We start from the raw sequence: 19,822 nt of genomic DNA on the forward strand, positions 1-19,822 counted from the left end.
ATCCTTTATCAGCAAACGATACGTTTGCAAATAATTCCGTTTTAAGGTTAGATCATTTGTGTTGATTCGCATAGCTTTAAGTTAGGCTATTTTGTCTCCGAATTATCTAACCTTTACAGCAATGACGAAAATATTTATTACTTCTCCGTACTCAATGAATACGGTACATCGCTCACTTTTACTGCCCTTGTTTTATTAGGCTGAGGTGCCATATTAAAGTTAAGAACGGCGCCCTTTTTAAGCTCTGAATGGCTTAACCAGGTATAATCATACGGTTTACCGTTAACAGTTAAGGTATTAATATATTTATTAACCGGACTGTTGTTTGCTGCATTGATCACTACGGTTTTGCCGTTTTCCAAATTCAATGTTATTTTTTTGAACAGCGGCGTACCTAATACGTACTGGTCGCTGGCCGGAGTTACAGGGTAAAAGCCCATTGCCGAAAATACATACCAGGCCGATGTTTGCCCGTTGTCTTCATCGCCGCAATAACCATCAGGAGTAGCTTTGTAAAGCTTGCTCATAGCATCACGTACGTGGAACTGGGTTTTCCATGGCTCGCCTGCGTAGTTATACAGGTAAATCATATGCTGGATTGGCTGGTTCCCATGCGCGTACTGCCCCATGTTCATGATCTGCATTTCGCGGATCTCGTGGATGGTTTCGCCATAGTAGCTATCATCAAATACCGGCGGCATGGTAAATACCGAATCAAGCTTGGTGATAAACTTCTGCCTGCCGCCCATCAGGTCAATTAAGCCCTGCATATCCTGGAAAACACTCCAGCTATAATGCCAGCTGTTACCTTCGGTAAAGGCATCCCCCCATTTAAAAGGACTAAACGGTGTTTCGAACGAACCGTCTTTGTTTTTACCACGCATCAGTTTGGTTTCCGGATCGAACAGGTTTTTATAGTTCATGGCACGCTGTTTATAAATGCCAATCTCCGATTCGGGCTTGCCCAGCGCTTTACCTAATTTGTAGATAGCAAAGTCGTCATAAGCATATTCCAACGTACGTGCAGCATTTTCATCTATCTTAACATCATAAGGCACATAACCTAATTTGTTATAGTACTCCACTCCCTGCCTGCCTGTGGCCTGCGGACCGGCATTATTGGCACCATGTACCAAAGCCTCCCACAAAGTACTGATATCATAACCGCGTAACCCTTTTAAATAAGCTTCAGAAACTACCGATGCCGAGTTATTACCGATCATCACTGCCGAATAGCCCGGACTTGACCACTCAGGTAACCAGCCACCTTCTTTGTAGTCATTAATGAGGCCTTCCTGCATTTCTTTATTGATGGATGGATAAACCAGGTTCAGGAAGGGATATAAAGCCCTGAAAGTATCCCAAAAGCCGGTGCCGGCAAACTTATAGCCAGGGAACACTTTGCCCGTTGATGCACTGTAGTGCACGATTTTGTTGTCTTTATCTATCTCATATAACTTGTTCGGGAAGAACACCATGCGGTAAAAGCATGAGTAAAAGGTGCGCATCTGATCAACAGAGCCGCCTTCAACCTGTAAGTGGTTAAGGGTTTTATTCCAAACGGCTTTTGCTTTTTGGCAAGTTACATCAAAGCTGTCTTCCCCTTGCTCGCGCTCCAGGTTAAGTTCGGCTTGTTCAATACTAATAAATGACGAAGCTACACGCAGGTGAACCTTTTCGCCTTTTGTAGTTTTAAAACCTATCAAAGCGCTTGCATGCTCGGCTTTCAGCTCCAAACCATCAGCCTGGGTAGTATCGCTGAAAGTATGCGCATAGGTGATAGGCTTATCTACATAAATAACAAAGTAGTTTTTAAAGTTTTTAAGCGGACCGCGTGCGTACTTGGTTGAGTAGCCTACGATCTTTTTCTGATCGGGCATGATCTTTACGTACGAACCTTTGTTCAGCGCATCTATCACAACAAACGAGCTATCCGTTTTAGGATAAGTAAACCTGAACTGCGCCGAACGCTCGGTTGGCGTAATTTCTGTAGTTACATCATGATCGGCAAGGTATACACTATAGTAATATGGTTTGGCGGTTTCGGCTTTATGTGAGAACCAGCTGGCCCTTTTATTTTGCCCTACCACTGCATGTCTGGTAACCGGCATAATAGCAAACTGCCCATAGTCGTTCATCCATGGTGATGGCTGGTGAGTTTGTTTAAAACCGCGGATCTTGTGCGCGTCGTAGGTATACGCCCATCCGTCGCCCATAACACCGGTTTGCGGTGTCCAGAAGTTCATACCCCAGGGCAGGGCAATTGCAGGATAAGTGTTACCATTTGAAAGATCGTAGTGCGAATCGGTACCCATCAACGGGTTGATGTACTCAACAGGGTCGGTAACTTTATTTACCTGCTGAGCAAAAGTACCGGAGGCCAACAACACGGATGTGATAAGTACCAGGGCTTTTTTCATTTTTTTAAGTATTTGATTTGTGGTGAAACGTTTTACCAGCCGTAAATATAAAAGACTGGCTTGATATGGCCAGTCTTTTATGTGTATTATTTGCAATATACAATTACCAACCCGGATTTTGGGTCAATTTACTGTTAGTGCTGATTTCACGCTGCGGTATCGGCCACAGGTAATATTGTGCTTTAAAAGTTACCCCCTGCTCTGTTTGTGAAGCTGTAGGATCGGCAAAGGTGTTTGATTGCGGCAGGTAGGCCATATGTGTACGCTGCATATCAAAGTATGCCTTGTTTTCATAGGCAAGCTCATGATAACGCTCCCTCCAGATTGCTTCGCGGAAGGTATCCTTAGTTAAATTACTTAACGGAGCCAGCTTAGCACGTGCACGGATAGCATTAACAGCAGCATAGGCTTCTGCAGTCGGGCCGCTTACTTCGTTAGTTGCTTCGGCATAGATCAGCTGAGCCTCAGGTAAGCGCAATAAAGTCCAGTTTTCATCACTCTGACCACTTTGGGCTGCACTCTCTACATGAAAGTATTTATAAAGCGCATGCTCGCCAAATTGAATTATGTTATTAGGATTACCAAATTGAGGATAGCTTGAGAAATAGAACTGACGCTCTTGTGTACGAAGGTCGCCGGCCTCATAGCTTGCCACAAACTGGTTGGTAGGGATCATAGCACCCAGGTGGTCACCATAAGCACCAACCAACAAATTGAATGGAATGGTTAGCTGAGGGATAGCATTAGTTTGAGTACCTACCAGGTAATTGATCTGGAATATTAATTCCTGCTGATTTTTGTGATTATTATCATGCAGGAAAGCATAATCCGAAAACAAGGAATACCAGCCTAAAACAGGCTCAATTTCAGATGCTGCCTTAGCATAATTTTCGGTTTGTTTAAGCGGGAAGCCGGCAGTTGTTAAATAAACACTGGCCAGCAAGGTTTTTACCGCACCTAAAGAAACACGGCCGGTTGCATCGGTATTTGGCATACCCGACGCTTCGGCTGCCTGCAAATCACTGATAATTTGTTTGTAAACATCGGCTACAGGCGAGCGTGAAGGGTAAAGGTCGGGGCTGTTTACTGTTTGCGACTTAGTAATCAGCGGTACATCTCCATATAAACGCACCAGGTGATAATAATAAAATGCCCTGAAAAAGTAAGCCTCCCCAATTAATTTTTTCTTCAGCCCATCATCCATAGGTGATATAGCCGGGATATTCTCAATGGCAAGGTTAGCATTGGCTATGCCCCTGTACCAATTATACCATATGGTTTCAAAACCAGGATTAACAGCATCTGTACGCTGATGGATCACGTTGCCGTTGTTAACGCTTTGCCCTAATGATGTGGCATGACCGGCAAATAATTCAAGCGTTATAAATGGACTTTCACCATAAGCATCACCATTCTGGAAAGAATACATTACGTTATACAAACCGTTTACAAAGGTTTGTGCCTGGTTTGAGCTGGCAAAATAATTACTCTTAACAAAGTTGCTCTTATCTTTTTCATCAAGATATTTTTTGCAACCACTGCCGATAGTAGCAGCAAGGATAAGTAAAAGGCCACCTACCCCGTATTTTTTTAAGTTAAATTTCATAGTATGATATTTTAACATTTTTAATTAAAGACTAACATTAACACCTAACAGGAAAGTACGTGGTTTTGGATAATCATAAAACTGGATACCCTGCGTAAAGTTACTTGAGGCATTGTAGGTTGATACCTCAGGATCATAACCGGTATACTTGGTTATCAGGAACAAGTTTTGCGCCTGTGCATAAACTCTTAAGCGGCTTAATTTTAACTTTCTAAGTATGTTATCGTTAAACGTATAACCCAATGTTACCGCCCTGCCGCGAATGAAGTTTCCGCTTTCAACTTTGGTTGAATAAATTTCGGTTTGGTAACGTACATAAGCAGGCCTGTCTTCGGCAATGCTGGTGTTTTGGTTTGTTGGTGTCCAGGCGTTCAATACAGTTGCATAGCTGTTAGCTTGCCCTGTACGGTCCTGACCCGAGTGACGGGTAAGGTTCATGATCTGGTTACCGTAGTTAAACTGCAGGTCGACACCAAGATCGATGTTTTTATAACGGAAGTTGTTGCTGAAAGTACCGTAACCGTCAGGTATTGATTTACCCAATACCACTTTATCGGCAGCACTAACTTTACCATCACCATTGGTATCCTGGATTTTCAAATCACCAGGTAACAAACCATATTTTGCAGCTTCGGCAGCCTCGGCTGTTCCCCATGTTCCAAGCACTTTGTAACCATAAAAGCTACCGGCCGGAAGACCAACACGCATCAGGTTAAATTGCGACAGGAAGGTTGGGGCAAGGAAGATATCGTCATTAGATGCACCTAACTGAAGGATCTTGTTTTTAAGGAACGATATATTAAAGGTGGTGTTCCAGGTAAAATCCTGAGCTTTTATCGGAGTTCCGTTTATTGTAAACTCCAGACCTTTATTTTGCAGCTTGCCTATATTTTTATATACTGTTTGAAAACCGCTTGTTTCGGGCAGTGGTGCATTTAACAGCAACGCTTTTGTTTTTTTCAGGTAAGCATCTGCTTCAATGTTTAAACGGTTGTTAAACAAGCCCAATGAAAAGCCTAAATCATACTCAGCTGTTTTTTCCCACTGCAAATCCTCATTACCAATAGAAGTTTGAGTGGTACCTACTGCACTGTTGCCGCCAAAGGCATAGCCAACTGTATTAATGTTTGCCAGTGAACGGTACTCGCCAATTTCGGAGTTACCGGTTAAACCATAGCTCAACCTTAATTTAAGGTCGGATATATTTTTATTATCCTTCAGGAAATCTTCCTGAGATACGCGCCATGCAAAAGCTGCCGATGGGAAGAAACCGTACTTTTTGTTGGTACCAAAACGAGATGAACCGTCTTCGCGGCCTGTTAAGGTCAACAGGTATTTTTCGTTGTAGTTATAGTTCAACCTGCCGAAGAAAGACTGCATTTGCCATGCATCATAATCAGACTCTGGCTTATTAGGTAAAATACCCGCAGAAAGGTTATAGTACTGGTAAAAGTCATCAGACAAAGTACCGGTTGAGCCTTTTAAACGAAGTTGTTCATAGTTTTGACGCTCGGCACCTACAACCAGGTTTACATTATGTACTTTGTTAAAGGTTTTGTTGTAGGTAAAGTAGTTTTGCCATTGCCAAAATGTTCTGTTAAACTCCTCTATCGAGGCAGAGCTGTAGCTTTGTCCTGCAACCGGGCCACCAACAAGACCGCTCTGTGAAGCAGGGTTATAGTTTGCTGATGTGGTTACACCTAAAACGCTGCGGAATTCAAGGCCAGGGATAATGTTCAGATTCAAATAACCATTACCGCTAAATATACGGTTGCGGGTAAGAGATTGAATTTCGTTGGCTTGGGCTACCGGGTTATCACCGCCCTCAAGGTTTGGATAATCGGTACGTTTGCCATAAGTTCCGTCAGGGTATCTGACAGGGATAAAAGGTACCATCTCAATCAACATACGCGGAATGTTGTTACCGCCTGTTCCCTGATCCTGGTTACGGCCATCCTGGTAGTTATAGTTTAATGTAGCACCAACTTTTACCCATGGTTTAATCTGGTTATCAACAGTTAAACGCACATTATAACGTTTCAGGTAGCTGTTAAGGATAATACCTTCATCATCGGCATAGTTCAGGAATAAACCATAGTTTACATTTTCGGCGCCGCCGGTAAACGAAACGTTATGGTTTTGACTTACCGAAGTACGGGTTGTTGCTTTTTGCCAGTCAACATCATACAGTGGGTTCAGGTTTTGGTCGAACAGTTTGCCTATCAGGGCAGTTCTTTGTGTTACCGGATTACGGTCGGTATAATCACCCGCAGCCCAACCGGTAGGATCGTACTTTTTGATATTGGCGTAAGAAATATCCTCAACCTGCATAAACTCTTTTGAGTTAAGCACCGGTATTTCTTTAAACATATGGTTTACGGCTACATAGGCATCGTACGAAATAGTACCGCCTTTTTTGCCACGTTTGGTAGTTACCAAAATTACACCGTTTGCACCGCGTGTACCGTAAATAGCGGTTGATGATGCATCTTTCAATACGTCGATAGTTTCGATATCGTTAGGGTTGATAGCGTTACCACCCTCCGTCCAAACCACACCATCCACAACATATAAAGGGTCGGTATTGGTGTTGATAGAGCTGTAACCACGGATCCTGATCTTGGTTGCACCGCCTGGTGCACCTGAGTTGCTGGATACGTTTACACCGGCAATTTTACCTGATAATTCCTGCTCAAGATTGGTTTGGGGGCGCTCCTGCAATTGCTTTGCGCCAACGCTGCCTACCGATCCGGTGAGGTCAACCTTTTTAGCGGTACCGTAACCAACTACCACCACCTCGCTCAATGCTTTTGGCTCTTCAGTTAAAACAACATCAATCTGCGTTTTACCTGCAATAGGCACTTCCTTCGTTGTGTATCCAATAAATGTAAATACAAGAGTGCCATTACCATCGGGTGCGGTTAAAGAGTATTTACCATTAATATCGGTTTGCACACCAACATTGGTGCCTTTTGCCCTAACAGTAACCCCCGGAAGAGGGCCTTTGGCATCGCTTACCGTACCCGTTACCTTAATGGGGGCAACGGCTATCTGCGCGGCAACCGGTTCGTCTTTCTTTTTTACAACAATGGTTTGATCAAAAATTTTGTAAGTAAGCGGCTGATCTTTAAAGCATTGATCAAGCGCATTTTCTATAGATACGTTTGCAACTTCAATGTTGATTGCCCCGGCTTTTGATACATCCTGCTTATCATACATGAAATGATAGCCAGTTTGTTTTTCTATTGAGCGGAGTACTTTTTCAACGGTAGTGTTTTTTTGGTGCAAAGTAACTATCTGGCTATAACTTTTGGCGCTCACGTTGGTAAGGGCCGCAATTATAATAAAGGCAGTTAGCTTCATGGCCAATATAAATTTGCGTAATTGGGGCCATGCCAAAGGCGTGGCCTTAGAATTAAAATTCATAAGTTTGTAGAGTTTGGGTTAAACATTAACTTTCAATTCGTCGATTGTAGATTTTTGGGACCCAAATACTTAGGCCGGGAAAGTACTGCGAATACTTCCCGGTTTTTTTATATGGTTATTTTGTGATTTAGCACATGTGTTTAAACACATGATAAACCGTTTTACCATTTTGGGCCCAGGGGTCGGCTAACTTATCTTAGGTATTTCTTCCATCATAGGGTTGTTTAAATTGTTAACGATTGGTTGTTTAATATAGTAGGTATAATAACTATGCTTACTGTTGTATAGTAATGCGCTTATTTTCAATTTTAAATTTCACCCCGGCGTAGCCAAGCATGTTCATTAATTCGGATGCTTTTACATTACGGGAGATCCGGCCTGTAAATTCGCGCTGTGGTATTTTGCCTTCATAGGCCACCTCCACATCATACCAACGGGCGGCCTGCCTCATAATAGCATCTATCCCCGCATCCCTGAACTGAAAAATGCCGTCTTTCCAGGCTATTTCATCATCTACATCAACATCGCTAAGTACTTTCAGCCTGCCCGCTTTATTAAGTAAAGCCTGCTGCCCCGGCTTTAAAATACCGCTTGCAGTGCCGTTGCTTATTTTTACAGAGCCTTCTAATAAGGTAGTTTTCATTTCGGCTTCGTCACTATAAGCCATGATATTAAAATGCGTACCTAAAACCTCAACTGTTGTGTTATCGGATTTAACCCTGAAAGGCATCTTCGCGTTTTTAGTAACCTCAAAGTAAGCTTCGCCGGTGATGGTGACCTCACGCGTTTTGCCCGTAAACCTGGTTGGAAAACTTAATGACGATGCCGAATTCAGACAAACCTTGCTCCCATCCGGCAAAACCAGCTGATACTGGCCGCCACGCGGAGTTGAAATAGTATTTATAACCGGAGCCTGGGCATCAGCATTAGTACCGGCTACATAAACCAGCTGGCCGTTACGTGTTTTATTAACCTTAGTGGCGCCCTGCTGTGCCAGCAAACCATTCTGGGCACTATCAAGTGTAATGGTTTTACCGTTGGCTAATGTCAAAACAGCTTTGTTGCTACCCGGCAAAGCATCATTTTTAGGATATGTTTTGGCAATAGTTTTTTTTGTAACAACCTGCCTTTTTTGATTGCTGTAAATGTAAGCGCCAAAGCCAACAAGTAATAAAAACGAAGCAGCCACACCTAATCTTCTCCATGGCAAACTATTACGTTTGGCCGGAACCGGAACAGGTTGCGCGGTATTAGTCCTTAAAATTTCATTGAGCATACCCTCACTTTTTGAGCGGTCAAAAAGTGGCCCGTTATCATCAAGGTTATCCCAGGCCTGGTATATGAGCGAGGCAAGCTCCGCATCAGTTGCCGACGAATTGATGATCTGAAAAAGCTCATCAAGCTCGGCCTGTGTAGCGGTGCCGTTATAATAACCATTAAATAAATAGTCCAGCCTGGCGTAAAGTTCGCTCATAGTAAATATTTTTCGGTATAACTGTATAATTGGCTACAGTGAGGCAGATCTCATATACATGACACCTGTGGGATTAAAAAAGGGGGTACTACTTTTTAAAAAAAATAAAAAAAGTGGATCAGCGCCATTACCAATGCTATAACTTCCATATGCTCATGCACATAGTCTTTTATTGAAGTAGTAGCAATTTGTAGGTATTTTTTAACGGTTTCGCGGGATAGCTCCAGCTCATCGGCAATTTCATGGTACTTTAAACGGTTATGCCTGCTCATCAGGTAAACCTTTTGCTGCTGTGGGGGCAGCTGATCAATAGCTTCGTCAATTAAATTATAGTAATGGTCTGTTGGCTGTACTTCTGTGCTAAAAGGCACCATGCGGGTTTCTTCCAGCTTTTTAAGTTGCATCTGCTCCCGTGCAACTTTTCGTAAACAATTTAAAGCATGATTTTTGGAGATCACAAACACGTAAGCTTTGAAATTATCAACATGGGTAAGGGCTTCGCGGGTCATCCAGATCTTCATAAAAACATCCTGAACCACCTCTTCTGCCAGTTCAGCAGAGTGGGTAATGCGCAAAATGTGTACGCCTAAACGCTGATGATACGCTGAAAACAACTGCCGGAAAGCAAACTCATTACCTTGAGCCACCTGCATAAGCAGTTCCTTCTCATTTAATTGAGTAAATTCAAACATAGGTTAATGTATGGTTGCTGCAAATATTATAAAATTCGCAGTATTTGCAGCATTAATAATTATATCGACGAAACCACCATATAACTATAAGGAAATTGAAAATGTTTTAAAAATATAACAAACCTATATTCCTTAAAGTTGTCTCAACTATGTTTTAACTATTAAGTATATATTATATAAAGCGTTATCAATACAATGGCGTTGGCAAACCATCTAAACTAACGCGGTTTTTCTCCTGCTTATAGTCGGCCAGCCCCTGCTCACCTTTCTTTTCGGCCCACTTTATGGCATAGTCGCGTTCGCCTAAATATTCATAAAGCGGTACGCTGAACCCGCATGAAGTTTGCACCATATCAATATCGCCCACTATAATCTGGCGTGTAGCCATGTGGATATTGAAATACGAAGACAGCATATTCCACTCATCATTGCTATCATCGGGTAAAATGCTGTAACCTTTGCCATACAGGCGCAGGATATTGGGCGGCCCGTCAAAAGCACAAAACATAAAAGTTATCCTTCCGTTTTCGAGCAGGTGGGCGGCGGTTTCATTCCCGCTGCCAATAATATCCATATAAGCTACCCGGTTATTGGAAAGAATGCGGAAACTCGCGTTATCTTTTGGCGAAAGATTTACATGCCCGTTTGGTGTTAGCGGGGCTGTAGCCACAAAGAAGATTTTTTGATGGGCAATAAAATCCTTGTGGTGATCAAGTATCTCATTAAAAAACTTACCCATGATACAAGGTATTTAATTAGCAATACTCAAAGTTACAAAAATTAGGTTAATCTAATATCAAAAATTAGATTAATTGTATTTTTCAAAAAAACCATACCAGTGACTTTATCCTTTTCCAACCCGGTTCTTCGGTACTTACCCGCCTTCCCCCTGGCTTCCATCGGCTAACCTGCGTTCAAAACGTTTATCGGGTATAAACCAGCTTCCTGCTACCATAACGTAAATTACAACACTGATAGTAGGATTTAACCAGGTACATAAAATAGCGACTGCGTATAGCACCACAGAAATTTTACCTTTAAAATCATTTCCGAAGGCTTGAGCTATCAATGAGTTTTCGCCGTGATGTTTGATAAGGGTAAGCGCTAAAATACGGTAAGCTATACCGTTCATGATCAATACTATCCCATAAAAAAAGACCGGCCATTGGGTCAAGTGGTTCTCCCCCATCCAGCTGGTTACAAATGGTATCAGCGACAGCCAGAACAACAGGTGCAAGTTAGCCCACAATATTTTACCATTTACCGACCGCACGGCCTGCATGGTATGGTGATGGTTGTTCCAGTAAATACCTACATAAACAAAGCTTAGCAGATAGCTTAGAAAAACAGGGATAAGCGGCTTTAAATCTTCCAGGCTTTCGCCGTGCGGAACCTTCAGCTCTAACACCATAATGGTAATAATGATGGCTATTACGCCATCACTAAATGCCTCTAATCTGCCTTTACCTAATGCCATGGGCTAAATATAGCATTATTTGGCAAAAGCCTTATAACGCTGCATAGCTTCAATAAAGTAGTAATCGGCATAGGTTAGCGGCACATCAATTTCGGTACCTGCCGGGAAGTGGCCTACGCTGTGTTTCAGAATAAAACCGCCATTGGTATTCAAATCAGCTTTATATGCCGGAGCAGATAGATTTTTGATGATGGTTTGTGCGGTGTTAAAATATTCCTGGCCATCCTTTTTATCAACGTAACGGCAAAGTTCCAGTAATGCCGAAGCCATGATAGATGCCGCAGAGGCATCACGCAAAGCGTTAGGGATATTGGTTGCATTGTAATCCCAGTATGGGATTTTATCGGCAGGCAGGTTTGGATTGGTCAATAAGAAATGTGCAATGCCCTTAGCTTGCTCAAGGTATTTTTTATCTTTAGTTTCGCGGTACATTACAGTGAAGCCATATAAGCCCCATGATTGTCCCCTTGCCCAGGCCGACTCGTTAGCAAAGCCCTGCGCGGTTTTCTTTTCTTTTACCGCTCCTGTATTCGCATCGTAATTGATTACGTGGTACGAGCTAAAATCCGGGCGGTAGTGGTTTTTCATGGTGGTATTGGCGTGGGTAACCGCTATTTTGTAAAAGCTGGAATCGCCGGTTGCTTTTGTAGCGTAGAACAATAACTCCAGGTTCATCATGTTATCAATGATCACAAGGTAATCATCGGCCTTTGAATTCCATGAGCGGATACAGCCTACTGTTGGGTTAAACCTGGTTGAAAGCGATTTGGCACTGTTAACCAGGATCTCTTTGTATTCGGGCTTTGGCTCAAAACGGTTTGCCGTGCCGAAGCTGCAATACATCATGAAACCAAGGTCATGTGTGCCTTTGTTGTACTGCTCTTTTTCAAGGCCTTTTAAATTTTTGTTAGCCTCGTTAAGCAGTTCAGTATCTTTAGTTTGCTGATAGATATCAAGTAACGTACCCGAGTAAAAACCGCTGCACCACCAGCTGCTGTTGCTTGTTTCAAACTTATCCTTATCAGGATGATAGGTTTTGGGAAACTGGCCATCGGTAAATTGCTTAGTCATGTACTTGTATTGCACATCGGCATCGGCAAAGTTTTTTTTGATGGTTGCCAATACCTCTTTTTGGGGCTTAAAGCTATTTTGAGAAAAAGACTGGAGACTCAGCGCTAATAAACAGGCAGTAAGTGTCGATTTGTACAGGTGCTTAAATTTCATAGACGGTATATAACTGGTTAAAGTGCTTATGCAGGGCACATTTCAAGTCATAAAAGTGCAGATTTTGCACGGACAAAAACAAGCACCAGGCAGGCATTTGGTCATATTTTTCTACTACATCGATGTAGTGAGGGGAATTTTGCACCGATGTGATATCTCCACTACGTCATTGCGAGGTACAGCCTGTCCCGAACTTGCTTCGGGAAAGCAATCCCAAACTGTACAGGGCGACCTTGTATAGCCGCTCTGCTTATAGGGGATTGCTTCGTACCTCGCAATGACGGGAGGATAATATATTCCCTACTTCAACACAAACCCTACCACCATCGTTTCTATCAAAGCCGGCTGGCGGTAAAAAATAATATGATCAGAATTTGGGATGATAGCCAGTTGTGCCGATGGCAGCAGTTTATAAATATTTACAAAACTTTCAATGGGGTTATACTGATCGCGATCGCCGGCGGTAACCAGTACCGGGCATTTGATATTTTTTATCTGTTCGGGAGGTATTGTGGTTTGATTGATCCAGGCATGTTTGAGCAGATCGACAAACTCGCCCCAGCGTTCGGGCTCGGGCATCAGCTTTTTTCGCTCCCGCACAAAATCAGGAGCATCACGCTCAAGCGATGCGCCGGATAAACGTTTCAACTCCTCCATTTCGCCGGGGCGGTAGCTTGCCGCCGAGACATTGCCGCCTGCAAATACCAGCTTCTTCACCAAATCCGGATGCCGAATGGTAAGATCAAGGGCTATTACTGCCCCGTCGCTGAAACCGATGAGGGTAACACTGTCTTTAGTAACATGCCTGATCACCGTATAAGCATCGTCCGACATCAGCTCATAAGTATAAGGCTGATGCCCTATCTCTGATTTGGTATGCCCGCGGGTGGCTACGGCTATCACCATAAAGTTTTTACTCAACACCGGGATCAGGTTTTCGTATTCGCCAATTTCGCCATAAAGCCCGCCGTGCAGCAATACCAGCGGTTTGCCAGTTCCGTAGGTTTCGTAATAAATGCGGGTACCGTCCTTTACTTTTAAATAATTGCCTGCAGCGGGATTATTGCCATAGGGGATATTTTGCGCTTTAACTATCGCCGGTATAAAAAACAGCAGTATCAATAAGATCTTCTTCATAACAGAATTAGTTAAAGGACTTTACAACAAGGTTTTTATAAGCGCCCTGTGGGCAGTTTCCGTGCCAATAACCTACCGCACCGCTTTTTAATGATGCATCAAGCGCAGTATATACCATGGCAGGCTTTGCGGCATTATCTACATAAACTTCCATTTTACTGCCCTGAACAACTACTTTGATATGGAACCATTTATTTTGCGGAATTATCGCTTTAGCCTGGTATTTTGTAGCCTCGTAATCCCACCAGTTAAATTCGGCTTTCTTTTCGGGCATGTACTGGATGGCGTTTATAGTGCCTGACGACCCCGGCCTGAAATAAACTGTTTCATAATGATGGGCATCCCGGATATGAAAGGCAAGACCGACAAAACCGCCCTTCGGAATGGTACAGGCCACATCCATTTCAATAATGCCGTCTTTAAAGTTTAAACCTGGTTTATAGGCTAAACTGGCCGATTTGTAGTTTTGGATTTTCCGTTTGATGATTAGCGCTTTTTGTCCGTCAAAAGCACCCAGCTCATAATCGAGCGTATCATTTTGGGGGATGATCCATTGTTTGGGGTTTACTACCGAAAGGTTATGCACCTGGTACTTTTGCTGTGCCTGTGTTTTTGCAACAGCAAACATCGCTAACATTAAGATTAATTTTTTCATGATGATTGGTTTATAATTATTGAGTGATGACAAGATTTGCAAAATCGCCGGGCAGGCCTGACGACCAGAGGCCAATGAGTCCGCCCTGCCGGTTGTTCAATTTTTTTACGGTGAGCGATGGTTTGTCTGAATGGTCAACGTATACAACAATATCACCGGCATTAACCACAATCCGCGCATGGAACCATGCTGTAGCCAGCGGAGAAGGGTTCACCTCGTTTTCATAAACCAATGGATGCTCTTTGCGGAGTTTATCCCAGGGAAAATCCGGAGAGCACATGTATTGTACCGAGTGTTTTCGCCGCAGGGTATCTGTCGACTGGAAATTAAAAGGGCGGAAATAAATAACATCATTGGTTGTGGTATCAACCCCGTGAAAGGCTATGCCTAAAAAACTTTGCTGAAAAACATCCCTCCCACGCAGGTCTATATCGATAGTGCCTGTTTTAAAGTTTACATCTTTAAGCCATAAAATATAGTCCAAGGTAAGGCCTTGTTTACTGCCATCCGTAAGCCCGGTAACAGTTTGGCGGGTGTAGGGTTTAACCAGTTTATTTTCCTTAAGCAGGCGGTTAATATCATATGTAATTTTTTTCTGCTGGCTGTAACAAAAACTGCTGCCAAGCGTCATGCTTAGTATGGCAATCAATAAAATCTTGCTGTTCATGGGTTTTGGTTTTAACTTTAATCAAAACTTGCAAATTGCCTTTATAATAAAGCGCGGGCGGCGTTTCAAGTTAAGTTCAAGTTTGTTCAAAGCATTTTAAGGATTTTTAAACCGCATTATTACCTGTAGATCAATGGAAAAGGAAAAACAATTGCTTTTGCTATGCCGGCAGCTTATTGAGCAAATGTTAAACTGGGGCGACAGCAGTATTTGGGGCAATGATGATTTTGAGCAATTAAGCCAGCAGATCTTTGATAAAACACGGGTACAGCTCAGTGTATCAACCCTGAAAAGGATTTGGGGTAAAGTACGATATGAAAGTTTCCCTAATGCAGCCACGCTGAATGCCCTTGCCGGTTACCTGGATTACACCAGCTGGCGCGATTTCAGACAGCACTACCAGGTTAACGGTGTAGTTGAACAGCCTGTTGAAAGCATTGATTTGAATCCACAGCCGGTCATCCCTCAGTCAAACACCCGTTTACGGTACGTATGGTTTGGCAGTGCTGCATTGCTGGTGCTTGGGGCTTTGTTTTTTATGAGCAGCAAGCGCAATAAACCTGTTGATCCGGCTTCAATTAAGTTCAGCTACAAAAAGGTTTCTGATGATTTGCCCAACTCCGTAGTGTTTAATTACGATGCTTCGGCATTTCACTCCGATAGTGTTTTTATCCAGCAGTCATGGGATCCCGAACGCCGTGAGCAGGTGCCGGGAGATGGCAAACAGTTTACCTCAATTTATTATAATCCGGGCTATTTTATTGCTAAGCTCATTGTGGATAATCATATAAAAAAAACAACATCGGTATTTATCAAAACCAAAGGCTGGAAAGGCATCCTTGACCATCAGCCTGTACCTGTTTACCTTTCGCCCGCAGAAATTAAAGGGCAGGGCTATATGGGGATCACCGCCGACCTGATGCAGCAAAAGCTGGGTACACCTGTTTTTAACAATACCTGGGTAAAGTTTGCCAACATCCGCGAATTTCCCGGCATCAACGCCGATAACTTTACGCTGGATTGCACATTGCGCAACACTTCAACGCCCGGCCAATCTGCCTGTGCCAAAGCCGATCTTACCATTTTAGGTAACGGCACCGCTATTGTAATCCCCATAGTAAACAAAGGCTGCATTGCCGATATGGGCATTTTAACCGGCGAGGAATGGGTTGGCGGCAAAGACCATGACCTGAGTGCTTTTGGTACAGACATGTCGCAGTTTCAAAACCTGAGGTGCAGCGTTAAAGACCATTTCCTGAGGATCTATCTCAACAATAAACAGATCTTTGAGTTCAAACAAGCCCATACCATGGGGCGCATTGTGGGCATCAGGTTTGAGTTTGAAGGGCCGGGGCAGGTTAAAAACTATAAACTGGAAACACCGGGAGGGGCTGTTTATGAGGAGCAGTTTTAGATTTCAAAGCATATAAGGTAAAAAGAAACTCAGCAATTACTCATTTGCTTCTGAAAGTAGTCGATCAACAAGGGATTGTGATATTCGAAAATTAGTTTGCTGAATGCGATCAAGGCAGGGACGCATTAGTGGAATTACTTTTTGCTGCTTAGCATAAAGCAATACGCCAGCCGAACCTTTAACCGTGATACCTCTTTGTTCAGCAAACTTTCTGGCGGCACGGTCGTCAGTCAACAGGTAATCACATTTAACTTCTTCAGCCAAAGCTATTGCGCTCGCTTCGCCCGGATCAACAATTTCTTTTATTTGATTTTGCAGTTCCGAATTTTGAACTCGCTGAATAATTACCCAATCAGGCAATGCTTTACCGAATTCATCTGCTATTTCGGGGGTTGTGATCACTTTAGAGAATAAAACCGGGAGCAAATACAATGCGCTGATTTTGTCTAAAATAATAAAACAGCTTGTATCGGTAATAACAACAATCCTCTCAATCACGATCTAAATCAGCTTTTACACTTGAGTCAAGATAATTAACGCCGAAATTGATAAGAATCTCTGCAAAATCCCACTTTCTCATGCCACACATTTCGGCGGCTTGAGTTAAAGATAGCTTTCCCGCCTCGTAAAGCTTAGCTGCTATAAGACGAACAGTTTCATCATGCTCTTTTTCCAACGCTTCGGGAACCTGTAATATCATCGTTGTCATGATATAAAGATAAGTATTATTAAAATGAATTTATGATTTCACAAAGCAAGATCCCGTTAAAGCACTTCTGCTAAATTAATTTATTGAATTATCCTCCACCTTAAGATCATAACCCTGCACCAGTAAATCGCTTACGCTGCCGGTAAAAGGCTTAATGAAATACTCTATCCTGCTGTAAGCTTCTTGTACTTCAGCATCATTTTGAGGATCAAAAACAAGCTCATCCAAATTGCTGATTATCTTGTTATCACCGTGGTGTACGTCCGCGATCAAAAATACGCCTTTGGCATCATTCTTATGATCGGGGTGATTAGGTTCTGTTTGGGCGTTGATGGAAAACACCAGCCCATAATCGTCATCAGAGCTGTTTTTTAAAACAGTGATCTCCAGTACGAGGCAAAAGGCGCCATTATCGCTGTAACATTGCTGCGTGTACTGGCATTTGATCAGGTCCTGAAAATCATTTTCGGCCTTTAACCTTATTTGCTCGTATAAATCAAAAACTGCTTCAAATAAATCCATAATGAGGTATTAGTCGGGTAATCCAAAACAAACATAACTATCTCCCGACTTACTTCCAATTTTTCCGCCGCCGCAGGCAATAACAACGTACTGTTTACCATCAATTGAATAAGTTGCCGGGGTAGCATAACCGGCTGCCGGCAATTTAGCCTCCCAAACTACTTTGCCGGTACGTTTATCAAACGCGCGGATCTTTTCATCTTTAGTTGCTGCTATAAACACCAACCCGCCCTTAGTAACCAGCGGACCGCCATAGTTTTCAGTACCGGTTACCGGAATCCCTTTTTTGGTTAGCTCGGCATATTCACCCAAAGGCACCTTCCAAAGCAGCTTGCCCGATGTAAGGTCGACAGCGTTAAGTGTGCCCCATGGTGGTTTTATACCCGGATAGCCGTCCTTATCCAAAAAGCGGTTATACCCATTCATGGCATAAGGTATTTCATCAACCATTTTTTTCTCCGCAGCCGAACTGGCTGTACGATCGCTGGTTGGCTCTTTGGCTACTTCTTTTGCAGCTTTGGCTTCCGGAATTTTGAGCAGGAACGCCAGCAGGTTCTTTTTATCTGCAGGTGCAATTTGTTTAAACGATGGCATCATGTTGCGGCCGCTGGCAATAATACCGCTTACCTGGTCGGCACTGTATTTTTTGCCGATGTTTACCAGTGATGGATATGACGTTCCGTTACCTTTCAACTCTGCTCCGTGGCAGCCAATGCAATTGGTATTATACACTACATGCCCCAATGCCTGGGCCGAATGATCATTAGCATTGTTTTTAGGAACATCTATCATTACCTGCGCCCATGGCATTTCTGAACAGTTTACATATAGGATCCGGCTTTCAGGGTCAACAGCTGCCCCGCCCCACTCACCACCACCGTCAAAACCGGGAAAAATCCATCCCCCCTCTTTACTTGGCGGCGTAAACATAATGCGATTTTTCACCTGGTTATATTTAGCAAGCATTTCCTGGTGTGCTTCGGGCGTACGATCTGTAACATCCTCAGGATTGAACGTTTGCCTGGCAAAAGGCTGCGGCAAAGTTGGGATGGGTTGTGTAGGCCAGGCCTCTTCGCCGGGCAGGGCTTTGGTTGGCACAGGTGTTTCCACTATCGGGAATATGGGTTTACCGGTAGCCCTGTCAAACATGAATACATATCCATGTTTGGTGATCTGCGTTACGGCATCTATCTTTTTACCATCTTTAATAATGGTTATTAGGTTAGGATTGGCAGGCAGGTCACGGTCCCAAAGGTCATGATGTATAAACTGGTAATACCATTTCAGCTTGCCGGTAGCTGCATCAAGCGCCAGCAATGAATTGGCAAAAAGGTTTTGCCCTTTCCGGAAGCCGCCGTAAAAGTCGCCGCCTATGGAGCCCGTTGGGATATACACCATCCCCAGCTTCTCATCCAAAGCCATGCCCGACCAGTTATTGGCCCCACCAAACTTTTTGTAAGCCGCAGTATCTGCCCAGGTGTTATAACCCACTTCGCCGGGATGAGGGATAGTGTGGAAAATCCAACGTAACTTACCTGTACGGGTATCATAAGCACGCACATGCCCCGGAGCAGCATCTGCCGATTCAGATACCCGATCACCCACTATCAGTACATCTTTATAAACTACGCCCGGTGTGGTACCGGCTACAAACGATTTGGTATCCCTGTCCAAATCTTTTGTCAGATCAAGGTAGCCGCCTTTGCCAAATGAGCGAATCGGAATCCCGGTTTCGGCATCAATAGCCCAGGTTTTAGCACCTACGCTGTAAAAAATCCTTTTTTCGCCGCCCTCATCATTTTGCCAGTAAATTACGCCCCGGCTCACTTTATAATAAGCCATCGGGTCGCCGTTATTGGTGGTATCATCCTTCGCAGGATCAAACAGCCATTTTTGCTGACCGGTGGCGGCATTCAGCGCAAACAGTTTTAGTTTAGGACTGGTACCATACAAAATTCCATCAACCATAATTGGGTTACACTGATTTTGGCTGAGGTTGGCGGTATCCTTATCGCCCGTGCTAAAAGTCCACATCACTTTTAGCTTGCTTACATTATTTAAAGTGATTTCCTCATTTGATGAATACCGCAAGCCTTCCTTTGAACCAGCATAAGCCGGCCAACCGCTATAAGAATTATTGTTATGCTGATTTTTACAGGACGTGTAAATACCTGCCAAAAAACATATGGCTATAAAATACCGGGGCTTAATCATTTATAAGGTAATATTTGGTGTTAAACTGGTTCAATATATTCAGCGCAGATGGTGCAGCTGTTTTGGCAACGATGCCCTCTAAATGTAGGAATAAAAATTATTTTACAAATATTCATTTCGTTTAATTGCTCATGCCGTTTTTCAAATAAAAAATGCCATGGCTCATAAAAGCCACGGCATTACAG

At 43.3% G+C, this 19,822-nt stretch carries 16 protein-coding genes; 1 reads left to right on the forward strand and 15 read right to left on the reverse strand.

What is annotated here, in order from left to right:
* Window positions 1-137 precede the first annotated feature (137 nt).
* The 11 genes from ACFFGT_RS22785 to ACFFGT_RS22835 form a co-directional block, all read right to left on the reverse strand.
* A complete protein-coding gene (locus tag ACFFGT_RS22785; RefSeq protein WP_377024821.1) occupies window positions 138-2,420 on the reverse strand; it encodes a GH92 family glycosyl hydrolase in 2,283 nt (760 codons plus the stop codon).
* A 103-nt stretch (window positions 2,421-2,523) separates the two neighbouring features.
* Window positions 2,524-4,026, reverse strand: a complete 1,503-nt coding sequence (locus tag ACFFGT_RS22790) for a RagB/SusD family nutrient uptake outer membrane protein (protein WP_377024822.1) — start codon at window positions 4,024-4,026, stop codon at window positions 2,524-2,526.
* 24 nt (window positions 4,027-4,050) lie between these two features.
* Window positions 4,051-7,452 (reverse strand): TonB-dependent receptor, encoded by a 3,402-nt coding sequence (locus ACFFGT_RS22795; protein ID WP_377024823.1) that lies wholly within the window; start codon window positions 7,450-7,452, stop codon window positions 4,051-4,053.
* A 274-nt stretch (window positions 7,453-7,726) separates the two neighbouring features.
* Window positions 7,727-8,926 (reverse strand): FecR family protein, encoded by a 1,200-nt coding sequence (locus ACFFGT_RS22800; RefSeq protein ID WP_377024824.1) that lies wholly within the window; start codon window positions 8,924-8,926, stop codon window positions 7,727-7,729.
* A gap of 95 nt (window positions 8,927-9,021) precedes the next feature.
* Window positions 9,022-9,618, reverse strand: coding sequence for an RNA polymerase sigma factor (locus ACFFGT_RS22805; RefSeq protein WP_377024825.1), 597 nt, complete (start codon window positions 9,616-9,618; stop codon window positions 9,022-9,024).
* A gap of 187 nt (window positions 9,619-9,805) precedes the next feature.
* Window positions 9,806-10,357, reverse strand: coding sequence for a pyridoxamine 5'-phosphate oxidase family protein (locus ACFFGT_RS22810; RefSeq protein WP_377024826.1), 552 nt, complete (start codon window positions 10,355-10,357; stop codon window positions 9,806-9,808).
* A 135-nt stretch (window positions 10,358-10,492) separates the two neighbouring features.
* Entirely contained in the window at window positions 10,493-11,095 is a 603-nt protein-coding gene (locus ACFFGT_RS22815) for a TMEM175 family protein (RefSeq protein WP_377024827.1), read from the reverse strand.
* Window positions 11,096-11,110: 15 nt separating this feature from the next.
* A complete protein-coding gene (locus tag ACFFGT_RS22820; protein ID WP_377024828.1) occupies window positions 11,111-12,319 on the reverse strand; it encodes a glycoside hydrolase family 88 protein in 1,209 nt (402 codons plus the stop codon).
* 300 nt (window positions 12,320-12,619) lie between these two features.
* A complete protein-coding gene (locus ACFFGT_RS22825) occupies window positions 12,620-13,456 on the reverse strand; it encodes an alpha/beta fold hydrolase (RefSeq protein ID WP_377024829.1) in 837 nt (278 codons plus the stop codon).
* Window positions 13,457-13,463: 7 nt separating this feature from the next.
* Window positions 13,464-14,111, reverse strand: a complete 648-nt coding sequence (locus ACFFGT_RS22830; RefSeq protein ID WP_377024830.1) for a LamG-like jellyroll fold domain-containing protein — start codon at window positions 14,109-14,111, stop codon at window positions 13,464-13,466.
* A 16-nt stretch (window positions 14,112-14,127) separates the two neighbouring features.
* Entirely contained in the window at window positions 14,128-14,778 is a 651-nt protein-coding gene (locus tag ACFFGT_RS22835) for a hypothetical protein (protein WP_377024831.1), read from the reverse strand.
* Window positions 14,779-14,911: 133 nt separating this feature from the next.
* On the opposite strand from ACFFGT_RS22835, the gene ACFFGT_RS22840 reads away from it, so the two are divergent.
* Window positions 14,912-16,192 carry a hypothetical protein gene (locus tag ACFFGT_RS22840; RefSeq protein WP_377024832.1) on the forward strand — a complete coding sequence of 427 codons (1,281 nt, stop codon included), beginning with the start codon at window positions 14,912-14,914 and terminating at the stop codon, window positions 16,190-16,192.
* 36 nt (window positions 16,193-16,228) lie between these two features.
* On the opposite strand, the gene ACFFGT_RS22845 is transcribed toward ACFFGT_RS22840, so the two are convergent.
* The 4 genes from ACFFGT_RS22845 to ACFFGT_RS22860 form a co-directional block, all read right to left on the reverse strand.
* Complete coding sequence (locus ACFFGT_RS22845; protein ID WP_377024833.1) at window positions 16,229-16,690, reverse strand: PIN domain-containing protein; 462 nt, start codon at window positions 16,688-16,690, stop codon at window positions 16,229-16,231.
* A complete protein-coding gene (locus ACFFGT_RS22850; RefSeq protein WP_377024834.1) occupies window positions 16,683-16,901 on the reverse strand; it encodes a UPF0175 family protein in 219 nt (72 codons plus the stop codon). The genes ACFFGT_RS22845 and ACFFGT_RS22850 overlap by 8 nt, the downstream gene beginning before the upstream one ends.
* Before the next feature lie 75 nt (window positions 16,902-16,976).
* On the reverse strand, window positions 16,977-17,423 hold the full coding sequence (locus ACFFGT_RS22855; protein ID WP_377024835.1) for a hypothetical protein: 447 nt from the start codon (window positions 17,421-17,423) through the stop codon (window positions 16,977-16,979).
* A 9-nt stretch (window positions 17,424-17,432) separates the two neighbouring features.
* On the reverse strand, window positions 17,433-19,637 hold the full coding sequence (locus ACFFGT_RS22860) for an outer membrane protein assembly factor BamB family protein (RefSeq protein WP_377024836.1): 2,205 nt from the start codon (window positions 19,635-19,637) through the stop codon (window positions 17,433-17,435).
* Window positions 19,638-19,822: the final 185 nt, after the last annotated feature.

It is taken from the genome of Mucilaginibacter angelicae, assembly GCF_042434235.1.
GTDB classification, from domain to species: domain Bacteria; phylum Bacteroidota; class Bacteroidia; order Sphingobacteriales; family Sphingobacteriaceae; genus Mucilaginibacter; species Mucilaginibacter angelicae.